This is a genomic window from Flavobacterium sp. JP2137 (assembly GCF_050562195.1).
Taxonomy (GTDB): Bacteria; Bacteroidota; Bacteroidia; order Flavobacteriales; family Flavobacteriaceae; genus Flavobacterium.
In genome coordinates, this window is sequence record NZ_CP191647.1 from 1,827,678 (window position 1) to 1,847,504 (window position 19,827).

12 protein-coding genes, 5 tRNA genes and 3 rRNA genes are annotated in these 19,827 nt (G+C 43.1%); 11 read left to right on the forward strand and 9 right to left on the reverse strand.

Annotated features, from left to right (window positions below; genetic code table 11):
• The first annotated feature begins 414 nt into the window (after positions 1-414).
• The 5 genes from ACQZ43_RS07840 (at position 415) to rrf (ending at position 5,592) form a co-directional block, all read left to right on the forward strand.
• Positions 415-1,932: ribosomal RNA gene (locus ACQZ43_RS07840) — 16S ribosomal RNA — on the forward strand.
• A gap of 68 nt (positions 1,933-2,000) precedes the next feature.
• Positions 2,001-2,074: transfer RNA gene (locus tag ACQZ43_RS07845), tRNA-Ile, on the forward strand.
• Positions 2,075-2,284: 210 nt separating this feature from the next.
• Positions 2,285-2,358, forward strand: a tRNA-Ala gene (locus tag ACQZ43_RS07850).
• 124 nt (positions 2,359-2,482) lie between these two features.
• A 23S ribosomal RNA gene (locus ACQZ43_RS07855) occupies positions 2,483-5,367 on the forward strand.
• Positions 5,368-5,482: 115 nt separating this feature from the next.
• Positions 5,483-5,592: ribosomal RNA gene (rrf, locus tag ACQZ43_RS07860) — 5S ribosomal RNA — on the forward strand.
• Together the 16S, 23S and 5S rRNA genes with 2 tRNA genes alongside form the textbook arrangement of a ribosomal RNA operon.
• 1,305 nt (positions 5,593-6,897) lie before the next feature.
• Here rrf and ACQZ43_RS07865 read toward each other — a convergent pair.
• On the reverse strand, positions 6,898-8,154 hold the full coding sequence (locus tag ACQZ43_RS07865; protein WP_430611418.1) for an NAD(P)-binding domain-containing protein: 1,257 nt from the start codon (positions 8,152-8,154) through the stop codon (positions 6,898-6,900).
• Positions 8,155-8,243: 89 nt separating this feature from the next.
• On the opposite strand from ACQZ43_RS07865, the gene ACQZ43_RS07870 reads away from it, so the two are divergent.
• The 3 genes from ACQZ43_RS07870 (at position 8,244) to rpsA (ending at position 12,007) form a co-directional block, all read left to right on the forward strand.
• Complete coding sequence (locus tag ACQZ43_RS07870) at positions 8,244-9,206, forward strand: helix-turn-helix domain-containing protein (RefSeq protein ID WP_430611420.1); 963 nt, start codon at positions 8,244-8,246, stop codon at positions 9,204-9,206.
• Between the two features lie 257 nt (positions 9,207-9,463).
• Positions 9,464-10,039: a hypothetical protein gene (locus ACQZ43_RS07875; RefSeq protein ID WP_430611422.1), complete on the forward strand. Its 576-nt coding sequence runs from the start codon at positions 9,464-9,466 to the stop codon at positions 10,037-10,039.
• Between the two features lie 204 nt (positions 10,040-10,243).
• Positions 10,244-12,007, forward strand: coding sequence for a 30S ribosomal protein S1 (gene rpsA / locus ACQZ43_RS07880; RefSeq protein WP_430611424.1), 1,764 nt, complete (start codon positions 10,244-10,246; stop codon positions 12,005-12,007).
• A gap of 498 nt (positions 12,008-12,505) precedes the next feature.
• On the opposite strand, the gene ACQZ43_RS07885 is transcribed toward rpsA, so the two are convergent.
• From ACQZ43_RS07885 to ACQZ43_RS07895, 3 genes are all read right to left on the reverse strand, one after another.
• Complete coding sequence (locus ACQZ43_RS07885; RefSeq protein WP_430611426.1) at positions 12,506-13,864, reverse strand: DEAD/DEAH box helicase; 1,359 nt, start codon at positions 13,862-13,864, stop codon at positions 12,506-12,508.
• A gap of 63 nt (positions 13,865-13,927) precedes the next feature.
• Positions 13,928-14,689 carry an NlpC/P60 family protein gene (locus ACQZ43_RS07890; protein ID WP_430611428.1) on the reverse strand — a complete coding sequence of 254 codons (762 nt, stop codon included), beginning with the start codon at positions 14,687-14,689 and terminating at the stop codon, positions 13,928-13,930.
• Between the two features lie 82 nt (positions 14,690-14,771).
• Positions 14,772-15,950, reverse strand: coding sequence for an acetyl-CoA C-acyltransferase (locus tag ACQZ43_RS07895; protein ID WP_430611430.1), 1,179 nt, complete (start codon positions 15,948-15,950; stop codon positions 14,772-14,774).
• Between the two features lie 289 nt (positions 15,951-16,239).
• On the opposite strand from ACQZ43_RS07895, the gene ACQZ43_RS07900 reads away from it, so the two are divergent.
• From ACQZ43_RS07900 to ACQZ43_RS07910, 3 genes are all read left to right on the forward strand, one after another.
• Positions 16,240-16,323: transfer RNA gene (locus tag ACQZ43_RS07900), tRNA-Ser, on the forward strand.
• A gap of 7 nt (positions 16,324-16,330) precedes the next feature.
• A tRNA-Pro gene (locus tag ACQZ43_RS07905) sits at positions 16,331-16,408 on the forward strand.
• Positions 16,409-16,422: 14 nt separating this feature from the next.
• A tRNA-Arg gene (locus ACQZ43_RS07910) sits at positions 16,423-16,496 on the forward strand.
• 167 nt (positions 16,497-16,663) lie between these two features.
• Here ACQZ43_RS07910 and ACQZ43_RS07915 read toward each other — a convergent pair.
• The 5 genes from ACQZ43_RS07915 to ACQZ43_RS07935 all read right to left on the reverse strand — a co-directional run bounded on the left by ACQZ43_RS07915 (position 16,664) and on the right by ACQZ43_RS07935 (position 19,823).
• A complete protein-coding gene (locus ACQZ43_RS07915; protein ID WP_430611432.1) occupies positions 16,664-16,879 on the reverse strand; it encodes a helix-turn-helix domain-containing protein in 216 nt (71 codons plus the stop codon).
• A 101-nt stretch (positions 16,880-16,980) separates the two neighbouring features.
• Entirely contained in the window at positions 16,981-17,157 is a 177-nt protein-coding gene (locus ACQZ43_RS07920) for a hypothetical protein (protein ID WP_430611434.1), read from the reverse strand.
• 22 nt (positions 17,158-17,179) lie between these two features.
• Entirely contained in the window at positions 17,180-18,067 is an 888-nt protein-coding gene (locus ACQZ43_RS07925) for a hypothetical protein (protein WP_430611436.1), read from the reverse strand.
• A gap of 88 nt (positions 18,068-18,155) precedes the next feature.
• Positions 18,156-19,457, reverse strand: coding sequence for a PcfJ domain-containing protein (locus ACQZ43_RS07930; protein WP_430611438.1), 1,302 nt, complete (start codon positions 19,455-19,457; stop codon positions 18,156-18,158).
• A gap of 9 nt (positions 19,458-19,466) precedes the next feature.
• Positions 19,467-19,823, reverse strand: coding sequence for a PcfK-like family protein (locus tag ACQZ43_RS07935; protein ID WP_430611440.1), 357 nt, complete (start codon positions 19,821-19,823; stop codon positions 19,467-19,469).
• Positions 19,824-19,827: the final 4 nt, after the last annotated feature.

Genomic DNA, 19,827 nt, shown 5'->3' on the forward strand with positions numbered 1-19,827 from the left:
AAATAAACATTAAAAAAGTAGGAAAGCTGGTAAAAAGACCTACTTTTGCACTCGCATTACCGCAGAAGTTCTTTGAGAAACGGAGTTAAGAAAATAAGAAACACAATTGGGGAGTTCGCTCTTTAAAGATTTGTAAAAATTAAATTTGTTTCTTAGGAAATTAAAGTTGTATCTTTGCCATCCGCAAGGAAACAACGCTCTGACACATTATTGACAAGAAAATAAAGAGAAATTTTTTCTCACAAAAACCTTGCCAGTTAAAAAAGAAGTTGTAGTTTTGCATCCGCTTTGAGAGACAAGCGAAAACAAGAAGACACGTTCATAGACATATTGAATTGACAGCAAATAAGAGAGAGTAAGGAAATCGCAAGATTTCAAGAATTAGCGCAAACTATCTAAATATATTAAAAAAATACGATGAAGAGTTTGATCCTGGCTCAGGATGAACGCTAGCGGCAGGCTTAACACATGCAAGTCGAGGGGTAGAGGAAGCTTGCTTCCTTGAGACCGGCGCACGGGTGCGTAACGCGTATGCAATCTACCTTTTACAAAGGAATAGCCCAGAGAAATTTGGATTAATGCCTTATAGTGTTGTTGGATGGCATCATTTGACAACTAAAGATTTATCGGTAAAAGATGAGCATGCGTCCCATTAGCTAGTTGGTATGGTAACGGCATACCAAGGCAATGATGGGTAGGGGTCCTGAGAGGGAGATCCCCCACACTGGTACTGAGACACGGACCAGACTCCTACGGGAGGCAGCAGTGAGGAATATTGGTCAATGGAGGCAACTCTGAACCAGCCATGCCGCGTGCAGGAAGACGGTCCTATGGATTGTAAACTGCTTTTATACAGGAATAAACCTACCCTCGTGAGGGTATTTGAAGGTACTGTAGGAATAAGGATCGGCTAACTCCGTGCCAGCAGCCGCGGTAATACGGAGGATCCAAGCGTTATCCGGAATCATTGGGTTTAAAGGGTTCGTAGGCGGTTTGATAAGTCAGTGGTGAAATCTCCTAGCTTAACTAGGAAATGGCCATTGATACTGTCGGACTTGAATTATTGGGAAGTAACTAGAATATGTAGTGTAGCGGTGAAATGCTTAGATATTACATGGAATACCAATTGCGAAGGCAGGTTACTATCAATTGATTGACGCTGATGAACGAAAGCGTGGGTAGCGAACAGGATTAGATACCCTGGTAGTCCACGCCGTAAACGATGGATACTAGCTGTTCGGTCGCAAGACTGAGTGGCTAAGCGAAAGTGATAAGTATCCCACCTGGGGAGTACGTTCGCAAGAATGAAACTCAAAGGAATTGACGGGGGCCCGCACAAGCGGTGGAGCATGTGGTTTAATTCGATGATACGCGAGGAACCTTACCAGGGCTTAAATGTAGATTGACCGTTTTGGAAACATTACTTTCGCAAGACAATTTACAAGGTGCTGCATGGTTGTCGTCAGCTCGTGCCGTGAGGTGTCAGGTTAAGTCCTATAACGAGCGCAACCCCTATCGTTAGTTGCCAGCGGGTCATGCCGGGAACTCTAACGAGACTGCCAGTGCAAACTGAGAGGAAGGTGGGGATGACGTCAAATCATCACGGCCCTTACGTCCTGGGCTACACACGTGCTACAATGGCCGGTACAGAGAGCAGCCACTGGGCGACCAGGAGCGAATCTACAAAACCGGTCACAGTTCGGATCGGAGTCTGCAACTCGACTCCGTGAAGCTGGAATCGCTAGTAATCGGATATCAGCCATGATCCGGTGAATACGTTCCCGGGCCTTGTACACACCGCCCGTCAAGCCATGGAAGCTGGGGGTACCTGAAGTCGGTGACCGCAAGGAGCTGCCTAGGGTAAAACTGGTAACTAGGGCTAAGTCGTAACAAGGTAGCCGTACCGGAAGGTGCGGCTGGAACACCTCCTTTCTAGAGATACGCACTAATTTTATCTTGCTCTCGCTGTTCAATTCAAATAATACACAATAAAAGTACAGAGTCTCGTAGCTCAGCTGGTTAGAGTACTACACTGATAATGTAGGGGTCGGCAGTTCGAGTCTGCCCGGGACTACAGGTTGCACCTGAGGCAATTTTTTATGTGTTTTGAGTCAAATCAATACGCATAGGAGGTTTACGGGTAAAACACGACTCGTATTTAGAGGAAGTGATTACAAATCACGATTTTCGACTTGCGAATCACGAAAAACACACTTTTATTGAAAGGAAATTTTAGAGGTTGACTAACCCGAATACGTTTGGAAGACTAGCTTCTAAATTCATTGGGGGATTAGCTCAGCTGGCTAGAGCGCCTGCCTTGCACGCAGGAGGTCATCGGTTCGACTCCGATATTCTCCACTACGGCATCAAGGGTCAATTGGTAAGACAAAAGACCCGCCACACGTTCATTGACATATTGAGATATTTAAATACAATAAAAATAATAGAAAGCACGTAATTGATTTCGATTGATTACACAAGCACATAAGCAAAATAAGGGCGTATGGGGGATGCCTAGGCTCTCAGAGGCGAAGAAGGACGTGATAAGCTGCGAAAAGCTACGGGGATCGGCACACACGAATTGATCCGTAGATATCCGAATGGGGCAACCCACTATGTTGAAGACATAGTATCCGATAGGAGGCAAACCCGCTGAACTGAAACATCTAAGTAGGCGGAGGAGAAGAAAACAAAAGTGATTCCGTAAGTAGTGGCGAGCGAACGCGGAACAGCCCAAACCAATGTTGTTACGGCAATATTGGGGTTGTAGGACCACGATGTTTCTTGCGGACAGAATTAGAACAAGTTGGAAAGCTTGACCATAGAGGGTGACAGTCCCGTATAAGTAATGGAAGATAAGAATAGTGGTATCCTGAGTAGGTCGGGGCACGTGAAACCCTGATTGAAACTGGCGGGACCATCCGCTAAGGCTAAATACTCCTGAGAGACCGATAGTGAACCAGTACCGTGAGGGAAAGGTGAAAAGAACCGTGAATAACGGAGTGAAATAGATCCTGAAACCATACGCCTACAAGCGGTCGGAGCCCTTAAGTGGGGTGACGGCGTGCCTTTTGCATAATGAGCCTACGAGTTACCGTTGCTGGCAAGGATAAGTGGTTAAGCCATGGATCCGTAGCGAAAGCGAGTCTGAATAGGGCGCTTTAGTCAGTAGTGGTAGACGCGAAACCGTGTGATCTACCCATGGGCAGGTTGAAGTTTAGGTAACACTAAATGGAGGACCGAACCGGTTGACGTTGAAAAGTCTTCGGATGACCTGTGGGTAGGGGTGAAAGGCCAATCAAACTCGGAAATAGCTCGTACTCCCCGAAATGCATTTAGGTGCAGCGTTAGTTATAAAGTTATATAGAGGTAGAGCTACTGATTGGATGCGGGGGTTTCACCACCTACCAATTCCTGACAAACTCCGAATGCTATATAATGTTCACTAACAGTGAGGGCATGGGTGCTAAGGTCCATGTCCGAGAGGGAAAGAACCCAGACCATCAGCTAAGGTCCCCAAATGTATACTAAGTTGAAAAAACGCGGTTTGTCTGCCCAGACAGCTAGGATGTTGGCTTGGAAGCAGCCATTCATTTAAAGAGTGCGTAACAGCTCACTAGTCGAGCGGACGAGCATGGATAATAATCGGGCATAAGTATACTACCGAAGCTATGGATTTACAGACAAGGGTTTGTAAGTGGTAGGGGAGCATTCTAATGGGGTTGAAGGTGAGTTGTGAGACTTGCTGGACTAATTAGAAAAGAAAATGTAGGCATAAGTAACGATAATGCGGGCGAGAAACCCGCACACCGAAAAACTAAGGTTTCCACAGCTATGCTAATCAGCTGTGGGTTAGTCGGGTCCTAAGGCAAACCCGAAGGGGGACGTCGATGGCCAACGGGTTAATATTCCCGTACTACTTATAATTGTGATGGAGTGACGGAGTGATGAAAGCACCGCGAACTGACGGAATAGTTCGTTGAAGGTTGTAGCTATATCCCAGATAGTCAAATGCGTTTGGGATGGCAAAGACCGATAGTACTGCGAGTCTACGGACAAGTAGATAGTGTGCCTAAGGGCTTCCAAGAAAACCTTCTAAACTTAGATTATAAGTACCCGTACCGTAAACCGACACAGGTAGTTGGGGAGAGAATCCTAAGGTGCTCGAGAGATTCATGGCTAAGGAACTAGGCAAAATAGACCTGTAACTTCGGGAGAAAGGTCGCCAGCGCAAGCTGGCCGCAGTGAAGAGGTCCAGGCGACTGTTTATCAAAAACACAGGGCTCTGCAAAATCGTAAGATGAAGTATAGGGCCTGACACCTGCCCGGTGCTGGAAGGTTAAGAGGAGATGTTATGAGCAATCAGAAGCATTGAATTGAAGCCCCAGTAAACGGCGGCCGTAACTATAACGGTCCTAAGGTAGCGAAATTCCTTGTCGGGTAAGTTCCGACCTGCACGAATGGTGTAACGATCTGGACGCTGTCTCAGCCATGAGCTCGGTGAAATTGTAGTATCGGTGAAGATGCCGATTACCCGCAGTGGGACGAAAAGACCCTGTGCACCTTTACTATAGCTTAGTATTGTTCTTGGATAAGTGATGTGTAGGATAGGTGGGAGACTGTGAAGTGGCGTCGCTAGGCGTTGTGGAGTCATTGTTGAAATACCACCCTTTGCTTATTTGAGATCTAACTCCATATAATGGAGGACATTGCTTGGTGGGTAGTTTGACTGGGGTGGTCGCCTCCAAAAGAGTAACGGAGGCTTCTAAAGGTTCCCTCAGCACGCTTGGTAACCGTGCGTAGAGTGCAATGGTATAAGGGAGCTTGACTGAGAGACTAACAAGTCGACCAGGTACGAAAGTAGAGCATAGTGATCCGGTGGTTCCGCATGGAAGGGCCATCGCTCAAAGGATAAAAGGTACGCCGGGGATAACAGGCTGATCTCCCCCAAGAGCTCATATCGACGGGGGGGTTTGGCACCTCGATGTCGGCTCGTCACATCCTGGGGCTGGAGAAGGTCCCAAGGGTTGGGCTGTTCGCCCATTAAAGTGGCACGCGAGCTGGGTTCAGAACGTCGTGAGACAGTTCGGTCTCTATCTACTGCGGGCGTTAGAAATTTGAGTGGATCTGATTCTAGTACGAGAGGACCGATTTGGACAAACCTCTAGTGTATCTGTTGTCTCGCCAGGGGCATCGCAGAGTAGCTACGTTTGGCAGGGATAAGCGCTGAAAGCATATAAGCGCGAAACCCACCACAAGATGAGATTTCTTTAAAGGGTCGTGGGAGATGACCACGTTGATAGGCTATAGATGTAAAGGCAGTAATGTCATAGTCGAGTAGTACTAATAACCCGTAAGCTTATGTGTACTGTCCCGTTTTTTAAACGGGACAGGATGACTTTCTACTTATACAATACAAGTATTTAAATATCTTCGTATGTTACGATATTCGTTATTCCAAACCCTTGGATAACAACCGATTTAAGGTGGTTATTGCAGCGGGGCTCACCTCTTCCCATTTCGAACAGAGCAGTTAAGCCCGTTAGCGCAGATGGTACTGCATTTATGTGGGAGAGTATGTCGTCGCCTTTCTTTTGAGAACCCCTAGTCTGTGAAGACGAGGGGTTTTTTGTTTTATGCAGATTCGCGGATTTGTTGATTTGTTGATTCGATGATTCGATGATTTGCCAGGTTGCGTAAAGGAGTTCGTTTTCCGGATTAAAAATGTAGTTCTTAACTGCTTTGTACAAACTAAGGCGCATCCGCGCATCGGCAAATCAGCGAATAGGCTTTTATTCGCTGGTGCCAGCGTCACGCTGGTACCCATTGTATTGTTGGCTTATTCGCGGATTTGTTTATTCGCTGATTTGCCAGGTTGCGTAAAGGAGTTCATTTTCCGAATTAAAAACGCAGTCCTTGTATATTTTCTACAAACCAAGGCGCATCCGCGCATCCGCAAATAAGCGAATAAGCTTTTAGTTTGTGCGCACCAGCAAGATGCTGGCGAGAGCGCTAGTCGTGCAAAGGAGTTCCTTTCGGGATTAAAAATGTGGTTCTTAACTGCTTTGTACAAACTAAGGCGCATCCGCGCATCGGCAAATCAGCGAATACGCTTTTAATTGTGCGCACCAGCAAGATGCTGGCGAGAGCACTAGTCATGCAAAGGAGTTCTCTTCGGGATTAAAAAAGCAGTACTTAAATACTTTCTGCAAACCAAGGCGTATCCGCGCATCCGCAAATAAGCGAATAAGCACCTAGGCAAATCAGCGAATCAGCTTCTCCTTGGGTTCAATTTCCGAATAAAAATTGCAATTCGTAGATCCTTTGTACAAAATATGGCGCATCCGCGCATCTGCAAATCAGCGAATAGGCTTTTAATTGTGCGCACCAGCAAGATGCTGGCGCGAGCGCTAGTCATGCAAAGGAGTTCTCTTCGGGATTAAAAAAGCAGTACTTAAATACTTTCTGCAAACCAAGGCGTATCCGCGCATCCGCAAATAAGCGAATAAGCACCTAGGCAAATCCGCGAATAAGCGTTTTCTTGGAGTTCGTTTTCCGAATAAAAATTGCAATCCTTAAATCCTTTCCGCAAACTAAGGCGCATCCGCGCATCCGCAAATCAACGAATAGGCTTTTACCAGCAAGATGCTGGCGCGAGCGCTAGTCGTGCAAAGGAGTTCAATTCCGAATAAAAATTGCAATCCTTAAATCCTTTGTACAAAATATGGCGTATCCGCGCATCCGCAAATAACCGAATCAGCTTTTCCCTGGGTTCAATTTCCAAATAAAAAATGCAATTCTTAACTCCTTTCCGCAAACTAAGGCGCATCCGCGCATCGGCAAATCAACGAATAAGCGCCAAGGCAAATCAGCGAATCCGCTTAAGAAATCATCCTTCTACAAGCGACGGATGATTTGTTTCGTGATAAAGGCAGCATCTTCAGCAACGCCAAAGACGATTCCCGATTTCTTTTTGCGCAGCCACGGAAAGCCAATGTAGTAAATACCTTTAATCGGGCTAACGCCATCGGTGTGAATCGGTTGTTGGTTGGAACCGATGATGGGGAATTTGATCCAATCGAAATCCGCGCGGTATCCCGTTGCCCAAATCACGGTATCTATGGCGGTTAGCGGCAGTTGAGTGCTGTAGGTAGTCGTTTGGTCGCAGTCGGGTCTGTCGGCTAAATCGTTGTTGTCGTCTTCGATAGCCTTTAAATTGTGGTTTTCGACAAAGCGATCTACCTGTGCCTTTAAGGCTGCAGAGAACGCATCGGCATAGTGAATGTGGGCGAGAGTGGAGGCATCGAAGTGCAAGAAGTCGCGGTCTAGATGCGTGCATCGACCCAGTAGCGAAACGCCTTGCTGTCTCAAGCTTTGCAAGCTGATGGTATGTCCGTAGTGGCCCACGCCAGAAACTTGGGGTTGCGTCCCCTCCCGCTGTCCGGATTCCGTGAGTAGTTGTGTGCTAAGATCCATTATACCCATTTTATTCATCCAGTCCATCATATCCAAACCGCGGTAGCGCCTTGGCGAGCGGCCCACTTTTGCCGTGGAGAGGTATACGCGATGGGTGGCCGACAATTCTTCGGCCAGTTGACAGCCCGTTTGTCCACTGCCGACGATTAATATATTGGTAGCGGCGATCTGATCGGGATTTTTGTAATCGATGGCGTGCAGTTGGCGGATTGAAGGAGGGAGGAGTCGCGCAAGGGCCGGGATGTTTGGTCGATTCATCATTCCCGCTGCAACGACGAGCTGACGGGCGGTCCAGTGCGTAGTACCGCTGGGCGACTGCACTTCAAGGTGGAAAAAGTCCTGATTGGAGTCTCGCGTTACCTGGCAAATTTCACTGTGTTCCATCACGGGTAAACCATGTATACGGGCATAATCCTGTAGTTTGGCGACAAAAGCGAGGTGGTTTGTAAAGGCATGCGGGTCTACGGTGGGCGCCATTAATTCTCCGGGTAGGGTATTCATCCAATTCGGCGTGTTTAGTCGGAAGGAATCCCAGCGTTGCTGCGTCCAAGACGAACCGATGCGGTCTTTCTCGAAGACGACGTGGTCGATTTGGAGTTGGGTGAGGTAATAGCTAACGGCTAGTCCGGCTTGACCGCCTCCGATTACGGCGACGGCGGCATTATTTTTGAAGTTCATCGGTTATTTTTTATAATTTTGGTAAACTTACCGACGAAAACCGCGGCGTAGTCAACGCTTTTGAGGTTTAAAAAGACGTATTTGAGACCATGAGGGAACAGAACATACATATTAAGCGGAACGATTTAAAGCAACCGGCCTTTAAGGAGTATTCGGAAAAAGCCTATAGCATAGAGACGGGCACGGGCAAACACGGCGCATTTGAATTTGAGGAAGCCTCGTTTCGCGCGGTACAGCTGGTGCGTTGTGACTATGAGCTGAGCAAGGCGGAAACGATAGCGTTGGAAATCGAAAATGAGGTGGTGGAGCTGCACTTTCGCCTAGCTGGAAATTCGACGGCGATTTGCGACGACGGTTTGCAGCTGTCGGTAAACGGTGGGCAACACAACCTGCTGTTTCACTGCGACGGTCAAAAGAAAATCCAGATGCAACAGACCGCACAAACCGGGAGCTTTTTGGAAATCCGCGCCGCTGTCGATGCCGTCCAAGCGCTGTTTGTCGACGGCAATGATTTTCAAAAGCGCTTTTTCGAGCAATTGAAAGAAGGGCGCCATTATTGGCCCGGATACGCGCTGCCGATTTCGGTAGAAATGTATGCCGTGCTTCGGCAATTAAAGTCCTGTCCGTATACCGGCACGATGAAGAGCTTTTATCTCGAAGCCAAGATTACCGAGCTGCTGCTGTTGCAGGCCGATGCCTATCAGCGGGGTCAACCTGCGGAAAAAGCGCTAAAGAGCACCGAGATAGAAAAGTTGCATGCGGTAAAGGCCTATATAGATTTGCACGCCACAGCCGCTTTGACCTTGGCCGAATTGACGGCAGCGACGGCACTGCCTACCAAAACGCTCACCAGGGGTTTTAAACAACTCTTTCATTGTACGGTATGGGAATACAAAATGGATCGCATGATGGAGCTGGCCCAGTACCTGCTTTTGGAAGAGGACTGTTATGTAGCCGAAGTATCGGACCGCTTGGGATATAAAAACCCACAACATTTTACCGCGGCTTTTAAAAGGCGATTCGGACTGTTGCCCAGTGCTTTAAAGAGATAGCACTGTTGTGCAGACCGCTTTGTAAAAATGATTTCTAACGCATTCGCAAATTGCATAGGTAATAAGGGGTGCATTTTAAGAAGTCTTACCAACGGTGTAGTTTGTGTTTTTTTGGTGAAAAGCAGGAGCTTATACGGGTTTATACGCGGAGTTTGGCGTTCTAAATGAATATGTGTATATTTTTTCTGATATTTTTGATTTAATATCTTTTTGTGTGGGTATTTTAACTACTATTGCACGGTTAAAAATGCGCAAAAATGATGAATAAATTAGCAGTATTCGCAGTGGCTTTAATGGGCAGTGCGCAAATGAACGGACAGGGGATTTCTTACGAAGCGGTATTGGATTACGATATGCCGTCGCACGAAATGCGCTATGGTGCAATCAAGTTGGCCGTCGGCGGAATATTTGAAGGCGGCTACGAATACGTGTATCAACCCAGACACGGATTTGGCGCCAATGTCTTGATCAATTTTAACCCCCAGGAGGGCGGTGAAGGCTATTATGAGGATTTTGCATTAAATCCGTACTACCGCTTTTATCTGCTTAAGCCAAAGAATTTTTGGGGCAAGGGGTTGTTTGTGGAGGGATTTGCCAATTTCTATAGCGGCCGAGAATCTTCCACGGAATTCGATCCCCAGCAGGAAGTGCTGATCAAAGGGGAAGAGCGTCGATTTTTTGAAACGGCCATCGGAATTGCGGTCGGACAAAAGTGGGTCTACAATTCGGGCTTTGTATTGGAACTCAAAGCGGGACTCGGAAACAGCCTGTTGGGCAACTCCGATCAAGTAGCCAATTTTAAAGGCGATGTCAGTTTGGGATACCGTTTCTAGCGTACAAACCGGCAGAGATGTTGATAACCAGAACTTTTAGCTAAAATATTTTTGCAGAGTTAAAAATAAGTATTAATTTTGCACAGCTTTTAGACCAGTTAAGTTTCCTAAAAGTATTTTTAAAAGAAACCAACAGCTTCTGATGTTTTATAGCTGGTATATAGAAACTTATAAAATTCAGAATACAAATTTTTATCAGCACAAATGTCTGAACAAACAAAAACACAAGACGAGTTCTTACAAGATTTTAACTGGGAAAGCTACGAACACGGTATTGATACGGTAGATGATAGCCAACTTAAAGAATTCGAAAGCTTAGTAGACAAAACATTCATCTCTACAGATGATGAAGAAGTTGTTGAAGGGGTAGTAGTAAGAATTACTGACAGAGACGCCATCGTTGACATCAACGCCAAGTCTGAAGGAGTTATTTCTTTAAACGAATTCCGTTACAATCCAAACTTAAAAGTAGGAGACAAAGTTGAAGTATTAATCGACGTAAGAGAAGATAAATACGGACAATTGGTTCTTTCACACAGAAAAGCACGTACTATCAAAGCATGGGATCGCGTTATTTCTGCACATGAAACAGGCGAAATTGTTAACGGTTTTGTGAAATGTAGAACAAAAGGAGGAATGATCGTTGACGTATTCGGTATTGAAGCTTTCTTACCAGGATCACAAATCGACGTAAAACCTATCCGTGACTACGATCAGTATGTAAACAAAACTATGGAGTTCAAAGTGGTGAAAATCAACCATGAATTCAAAAACGTAGTAGTTTCTCATAAAGCGCTTATCGAAGCAGATATCGAGGTACAGAAAAAAGAAATCATCGGTCAATTACAAAAAGGTCAAGTGTTAGAAGGTGTGGTTAAAAACATTACTTCTTACGGTGTATTCATCGACCTTGGTGGTGTTGACGGTTTAATCCACATTACCGATCTTTCTTGGTCAAGAATCAATCACCCATCTGAGGTATTGGAATTAGACCAAAAATTGAACGTGGTAATCTTGGATTTCGACGACGAAAAAACAAGAATCCAATTGGGTCTAAAACAATTGTTCGCTCATCCTTGGGATGCTTTAGATGCTAAACTTGCTGTTGGCGATAAAGTAAAAGGTAAAGTAGTTGTTTTAGCTGACTATGGTGCTTTCATCGAAGTTGCTGAAGGTGTTGAAGGATTGATCCACGTTTCTGAAATGTCTTGGTCTACTCACTTGAGATCAGCACAAGATTTCGTAAAAGTTGGTGACGAAGTAGAAGCAGTTATCTTGACTTTGGATAGAGAAGAGCGTAAGATGTCTTTAGGCATCAAACAATTGTCTCAAGATCCTTGGACAGACATCACTTCTAAATACCCAGTTGCCTCTAAACATGTAGGTATCGTTCGTAACTTTACTAACTTTGGTGTATTCGTAGAATTAGAAGAGGGAATCGATGGATTAATTTACATCTCTGACCTTTCTTGGACTAAGAAAATCAAACACCCTTCTGAATTTGTTAACGTAGGTGACAAATTAGACGTAGTGGTATTGGAATTAGACGTTGAAGGTCGTAAATTATCTTTAGGTCACAAACAAACTACAGCTAACCCTTGGGATAAATACGAAGATGCTTTCGCAGTGGGAACTATCCATACTGGAGAAATCTCTGAAATCGTGGACAAAGGTGCTACTGTAGAATTTGGTGACGATATCGTTGCTTTTATTCCAACTCGTCACTTAGAGAAAGAAGATGGTAAAAAATTGAAAAAAGGAGAATCAGCAGACTTTAAAGTTATTGAATTCAACAAAGAATTCAAAAGAGTTGTTGCTTCTCACACAGCAATTTTCCGTCAAGAAGAAGAGAAAAACGTTAAAGCTGTAGAGGCGAATAACAATTCAAACGCTTCTGAGAAAACGACTCTAGGAGATATCGATGCTCTTGCAGAATTGAAAGAAAGAATGGAAAAAGGAGGAAACTAATCCCGATTTCATCTTATATATTAAGAGCCCCAACGCGAGTTGGGGCTTTTTTTTATGCCCTTGTTTTTTGGCGTTCCCTACGGGGCGGGCTTTCCGCACTCGCTTTTTGCCTGCGCTTCGCTGCGGCAAAAGAGCTCAAACAATGCTCCAATCCCTAACGCGACAATTCCGGTAAATACAAAACAGCTACAAACAACAGACAAATCAACTACAAATCGAGCGCGCTAAAAAACGTCTTAACACCACTAATACGCGGTATAAGTACAAACGGTATACAAAGTAGGTACAAAGTAGGTACAAAGTAAAACGAGGAAGTAGGAGGGGCTAAAATCGATTCAGCAGGGCGAATTGCCGCTTTAAAGACAAGTGGAGTCCCGTAAAAACAACAGTCCGACATTTGGAATGCGAGATCGGGGGTAAATCAATTGGGAAGGTAAAAGCACAAAAAAACCATCTCCACATTGGAGATGGTTTTTTTGATATGTAAAAAACGGTGGTTTAGCTTCTTTTTTTCTTGGCCGCAATGGCTCTTTTCTTTTCAACACCGCGATTGGTCGGTTTGGTTTTACGCGGATTGCGCTTTCCAGGACCACCGAGGTTGACCTTTTTGTTCTTGTCTGATCTTTCGTGGAAAGCAGCACCTTTGGATTCGTCTTTCTTATAGCGTTTTGGAGCGCTTTTTTGAATGAGATGTTTCTTTTCAAACTCCAATAAACGCTCGGAGATCTCTACGCCTTCGGGAATGGCAAGGGTCGCGATTTCGCGCTCCATCAACATTTCGGCAGCAAACTTCACATCTTCCTCTTTCGGGTCGATGATGCTGATGGCCACACCGGTTTTGTCTGCACGTCCCGTACGTCCAATTCGGTGCATATACTGCTCCGGACTTTCGGTAAACTGCAAGTTGATCACGTGGCTGATGTCTGAGATGTCCAAACCTCGGGCCATGATATCAGTGGTGACCAAACCGCGCAATTCGTTGTTCTGAAAATCGCGCATCGCCGTCAAACGGAAATTCTGCGATTTGTTGGAGTGAATAACGGTAAACTCTTCGGGAAACAACACCTCTAGTTTTTCCAACACATAGTCGGCTATACGCTTGTTGTTGATAAAGATCAACACGCGATTAAACGTCTCTTTATCCGCTAACAAATGCGCCAATAAATTGAGTTTAGTCGTAAAGTTGGGCACCATGTACAACTGCTGCTCGATTTGCTCCAAAGGAGTGCCCGATGGGGCTAGGGTGATCTCTTCAGGGTAGTCAAAGTAATCTTCGAGCATCTCGTCCACCTCTTCGGTCATCGTGGCGGAAAACAGTATGTTTTGGCGTTTGGCCTTCATCATCGATAGGATCGAAGTGATTTGAAAGCGAAAGCCCAGATTTAAAATCTCGTCGAACTCGTCGATAACCAGTTTTTGCATGGCGTCAAAACGCACCACACCGTCCAAAGCCAAATCCATGGTTCGTCCTGGCGTGCCTACGAGTATATCGATACCGGCGTAAACCGCTTTCTTTTGTGTGTTGATGTTGACCCCTCCGTAAATGCCCAAGGTGCGGATAGACATGTATTGCGTCAGTTTCTCCACTTCAGCAGCCACTTGGACTACCAACTCTCTAGTAGGAACGATTATGACCACTCTAGGTGTATCGGTCTTAGCAAATTTCCATTGTTTGAGTATGGGCAATAAATAGGCATAGGTCTTTCCAGTACCCGTTTGTGCAATTCCCATAACATCTCTACCGGACAATATCGCTGAGAAAGATTTTTCCTGAATCGGAGTGGGGTGATTGATATTTAACTCACTTAGAGCTTTGTCTAAAGCTTTGGGGAGGTTAAAATGTTCGAAAGTGATCATAAAAATTCAATTTCGACAAAGATACGCTTTTTATTATTTTTAAATCGGCAGCGGATGAGCCGATTAAATGATTTTTTTAATCACTCGCAGTTTGTGGGTGTGTCGTCCCGAATCCACATTGCAGATTCCCAAGTGATCCAGTCGGTCGATACGCACTTTTCCATGCGCGTGTATGATGTAGTTGTTTTCCATGATGATGCCCACATGGACAATCACCCCCTCTTCGTTGTCGAAAAAGGCCAAGTCGCCCACTTCGCTCTCTTCGATAAAGCTCAAAGCCTCACCTATAGTAGCCTGTTGCGAGGCGTCTCGCGGAATTTGGTAGCCGTTAATCGCGTAAACCATCTGTGTAAAACCCGAGCAGTCTATGCCAAAAGGCGTTTTTCCACCCCATAGATAGGGAGCGTTTAAATAAAGAAAAGCCGTGTTTAACAGATTGGATTTGGGCGATTGCCCGCTCAGCGTGCTGCCCTCAAAGGCAAATTGTTGCGAATTGACGGAAGGCTGATTTAAAAAAGTAAGAGAACTCCCCAGGGGAATCGGTATTAAGGCGTGATCGGGAGTCGTGATAAAATCGATCAAATCACCGCTTAAAACAGCAGGACTTTGAGCGAGAAGGTTGTATTCACCTTCGGTAATCACTTGGTATTGCTTGTTGTCTATCCATCCCTGATAGCGATCAAAAGCCAGGGTAATCAACGACCATTTGGGCGTTTGCTCCACGATGCTAAAAGCTTCTCCAAAAAGTACCTGAGATACCATTTCGCTGGTGTCAGCGGGATCTTTACGTAGGGGAACTATAGCGAGATTACAGATGGCAAACATGGAAAGGGAATTTTAGAATACAAAAGTAAAAGATGGGTTTTGTTTTTACAATCAAAACCCATCTTTTTATAAATATAGCGAATTAGGCTCTTTCAATAACCATAGCAGAAGCACCACCGCCACCGTTACAGATTGCAGCAGCTCCTATTTTTGCATTATTTTGTTCCAATACACTTAATAAAGTTACGATGATTCTCGCGCCAGAACATCCCAGTGGGTGACCTAAAGAAACCGCTCCACCGTTTACGTTGATTTTGTCGGCGTCTAAATTTAAGATCTTAGCATTGGCCAAACCAACTACGGCAAAAGCCTCGTTGAATTCGAAGAAGTCCACATCGGTCAATTCCAAGTTCGCCTTTTTAAGCGCTTTCGGCAAAGCCTTAGCTGGAGCTGTGGTAAACCACTGTGGCTCTTGTGCTGCATCGGCATATCCCTTGATGTAAGCCAACGGCTTTAATCCCAATTCCAAAGCCTTTTCTTCACTCATCAACACTACTGCTGCAGCACCGTCATTGATGGTAGAAGCATTGGCAGCGGTTACGGTACCGTCTTTGGTAAACACGGCGTTAAGCGTAGGAATACGGTCTAGTTTTACGTTGGTATACTCCTCGTCTTTAGTAACCGTAATCGGGTCGCCCTTTCTTTGAGGAACGGCTACGGGAACGATTTCGTTGTCGAATTTTCCCGCTTCCCAAGCTTGAGAAGATTTGGTATAGGATCCAATGGCAAATGCATCCTGCTCTTCACGAGTGATTTTGTATTCTGTAGCACATAAATCGGCACAAACACCCATGGCATTGTTGTCATAAGCATCGGTAAGACCGTCTTTTTGCATTCCATCTACTAAGGTCGTAGGACCGAATTTCTGTCCGTTTCTCATCGGGAGGTAATGAGGAATCATACTCATGTTTTCCATACCACCGGCAACAACGATTTCCGCATCTCCACTCATGATCGCTTGAGCACCTTGCATAATGGCTTTCATACCAGAAGCACAAACTTTGTTGACCGTAGTACAAGCCACTTCATTAGACAATCCTGCGAATATAGCTGCCTGACGCGCCGGTGCCTGACCCACGCCTGCCTGAACAACGTTACCCATAATTACTTCATCAACAAGTTTTGGATCGAGCTTAATACGGTCTAAAGCACCTTTTATAGCAGTAGCACCCAATTTCGGTGCAGGAACTGTAGATAGGGCTCCCATAAAACTTCCGATTGGAGTCCTTGCTGCTGAAACGATTACGATTTTTTTATTCATAATAGATAGTTTTTATTAGTTTGAATAGGCGAATTTAATCATTATTCGGCAAATAAACCGCATTAATCTCTTTCTAAAGTACTTTTTAAGCCCGGATTACAGCCCTTTTCTGAGAATGCGTCGAAGCCCGCTTAAATTGTGCTTTTATTTTATACCACTAGCGCATTGATAGCTAGCGGTTTTGATGCAACGACTAAAAATAATCTGGATTTTTGTATAAAAACACTTGTGTGAATTGAAAAGTTGTGGTACGTTTGCAACCGCAAAGAGAGTAATTCTCTAATGCAACGGAGAGGTGCCGGAGTGGTAACGGAGCAGATTGCTAATCTGTCGACGGGTAACCGTCGCCAGGGTTCGAATCCCTGTCTCTCCGCAGTTTTCGGGGTGTAGCGTAGCCCGGTTATCGCGCCTGGTTTGGGACCAGGAGGTCGCAGGTTCGAATCCTGCCACCCCGACCAATAAAACCCAAAATGGTCCAATAGCTCAGCTGGATAGAGCAACTGCCTTCTAAGCAGTAGGTCCCAGGTTCGAATCCTGGTTGGATCACAAATGTATATTGTAAGTTGTTGGTAGTTAAATTTGTAGATGTTATTTATAAGTTTTTTTTACTACACTTGCCCTACGGATATACAAGCAGTTTAATGTTAAACGGTATTAAAAAACCTTATTTAGTAATAAATAGGGTTTTTTTATGCCCTGAATTTTGACCTCATTTACTTGTTTTGAATAAATTCACACCTTGAATTTAGAGCTGTCAAAATCTTTTCCATAGTCTCAATTGTTACCGTTCGCTTCTCGTTTTCAATGTTGGAAAGCATCGACTTTCGTGTGTTATCGCCATAAGCTAAAATAGAAACTTCATCAAGTGTCATTTTTAATTCTAAGCGCCTATCACGAATGTATTTTGCAAATTGAGATTGTAGTGTCATTATCATTTAATTTTAGTAAATTTGCCCTAATATAAGATTTTTAAAGGGTTTTATATTGATATTTTGACCCCGTAGACCTGCCCGTCTACGGGGTTTTCTTTTTATAGTAAGTCTTCTAGTTCTTCGATTGCTTCTGAAATTCCATCGTGGCTGTAATGATACAAATAGGGATTTAAGTCGCTTATAGTAATGTAAATAGCCTCTCCTTGTATTTTAAATACAGTTAGTTCTTTAGAATTATCCAACATCTGGATAAGCGTAATTAATGAGTCGTACATGTTTTTTAGTTTTAGTAAATAGTTAGTTTGATTTGCTGATAAAGCTTAAACCTTTGGTAACCGAAATAGCGTTACCAGTATGTTTCCGACACCAACACTTCCAGAAGGGGGACCAGCGGAAACCGTTCTTTTTAAGTTCTTGTATGATTTCGATATTAGGTTTGTTGTCGTGGATAATTTTTACCCTGTCATCTTCAATCGTTACTCGGCCATCGTCGAAAAGGATATCTTCCCACGATTCTTTTCTAGTAATACGGTTTTGCATTATGATTACTTTTTGTGATGCTGCTTTAATCTTTGCATTATTGTTTGTAAGAGTGTAAGCGGGGACTTTGTAGGACTCAATTACATAATCTACTCCGTTATACCTCTTGGTTTCATTCAGTGCGGTAATCGCTTCTTTTGAATACCCTTCTTTTAGAAGTAATTCAATAATCTCGTTTTTTTCCTTGATCTTTAATTTTTTGATTAAAACATTAATTTCCTTGTACTCGATTTGTAAGTTGGTTAGTTCCTCAAGTTTGCGATCTGCTAAAGTAATTTCTTCTTCAGGGCTTTTTGTAGGTACTCGGTTGACTGCTTCGAAATACTTTGCTCGCCAGGTCATGAAAGATTCGTACTTGTTTTGTTCTGTAGCGTTTGCTTTTTGTGCACGCCTAACATTAAAATTGGATCCTCCGGTTATCATACTAGATGCGCAATTACTTTTAGATCTAACCCAGTCACGGAACTTAGTAATAAATTTTTCTTTATAGTTTCCTTGATGGTCTCCGAGTTTTTCCAAGTCTTCTTTTAGCAATTCGCTAAATTCGATAACTAAGGATTTGCCACGTTTTTCTGGACTGAAAGAAGTCCAATTGTGAGCTGTTATACAATCTTGTAAATACTGTCCTAATAGATAATTTGTCATGATTTAAATTTTAAAGGGTTTTACTTGTTGGTTGTTAATACACCGCAAATCTGCCTATCTGCGGTGCAGGCGTTTAAAGTTCATAGCTTTAAACTGTTTTTTGAAGTTGACTATAACGCTGCTTAATGATGTGAAGATTTTTTTTAACTAATGAGACAATCTCCTTATTGTGCTTTGAAGCTTCATTTCCCAAGCCTCTAGATTGTATTATTTTCATTTTAGATAATGAAATTTCAACTGTTTCAACTGGCTTGTTTTTAACTTTAGCAGAAAGAACCAATGAATCTTCTTTGTTGTAGTATTCATTGGTGAAAACGCAATGATTGTGAATATCTCCCTCTTCTTTAAATTCTTGAACTGATTCAAGAACTTTGATTTCGATATCATTTTTACAAAATGCCACACCGAAAAAAACACCTTTATTTTGGATATATTCAATTTGGTTTTTCTCAATTTTCACTCTTCTGGCTTCACTTCGAATCTTTTCTCTTTCTAACTCTGCTTTTTGTAATATCTTTCTTTTTTTATTCATTAAAATATCGTGCTCTTTTTTAAGGTTTTTAGGGCAGACAAACGTCGAGTTTCGCAAGTCTTTTTTAAAGTACTCGAGAAGATTGAGGTAATCAATGTACATTGATGAATCTTGTATTTTATACTTGTTTCTTAGACAAATTTTTAATGTTGGCCAGAATTTACTTAATTCGTAGTCTTGGCATTTATTTACAGTTCCGTAGTAGCCGGCTTTGATTAATGTTTCTGTTTTTGAGCAATATTTTAGTTTTTTAACCAGTGGGATTAAAGAGCAATATTTTAAATTGTGATCAATACCTAAACGTTTGTATTCTGGTCGGAATTTTGATGTTTTACAGTGTAAATCAGGAGATACTTCGTAAGATTTCCAATAGCTTTCAGTTCTGATTTCTATATCTCCTTGAAAATTTCCAAAACTCGTAATTAAACAGGAATTTATAACTCTCTTTCCATCTGCATTGTACCAATTCTGACAAACTTCGCTACAGTACACATTAGCTTTGTGTCCTTTTTTATGATACTTTCGGAATTCAAAAATTCTCACAACTTGAAAGTCGTATTGATCATTACTGATTAAGTCTGCTAGAGCAAAATAGAAGAATGGACTGTCGTAGCTTCTTTTTTTACTTGTAGTAACTTTTAATATGGAATTACACTCTGTGCATTCTACTTTATTTCGTTGAATTTCCTTTACATCGATATCGCTGCCACATTCTAAACAAAAAGCTGTATTTTTTGTTCTGTAGCACATCTTTTGAAAGAACTTGGAACTAGCGTATTCTATTTGATTTTCGTTTAGGTTTGGCAAATAGTATGCAAATTCGTCAACGGCTTTTTGAATTTTAGTTTTTGGTTTCATATTCTACAATTAAAAAAGTTCCATTTGGTTTAATGATGGGTTGCTTTGTTTGACTTTAGCAACTTTTACAGATTCGGTTTGTTTTTCAACTTTTTTAGGTTGCGAATGATTAACAACTACTTTAGCATTAATAGCTTTTCCGACTTTAATATCATCTTCGTCGTAATAATGAATTGCCATTCCAAAAATCTCTTCATCTGCAAAACCGTTGCAACCCGAAGATTTTACTTTGTTTAGAATGTAGGTAATACAATCGTCTATGTTTTTGTTTTCTTTTGTATAGGTTACTGCAAAAAGCTTATCATTTTTTGCAATGATTTCTAAATGACTTTTTATTGTTTCTTTGAAACTGTTTGATGCTTTCATAATT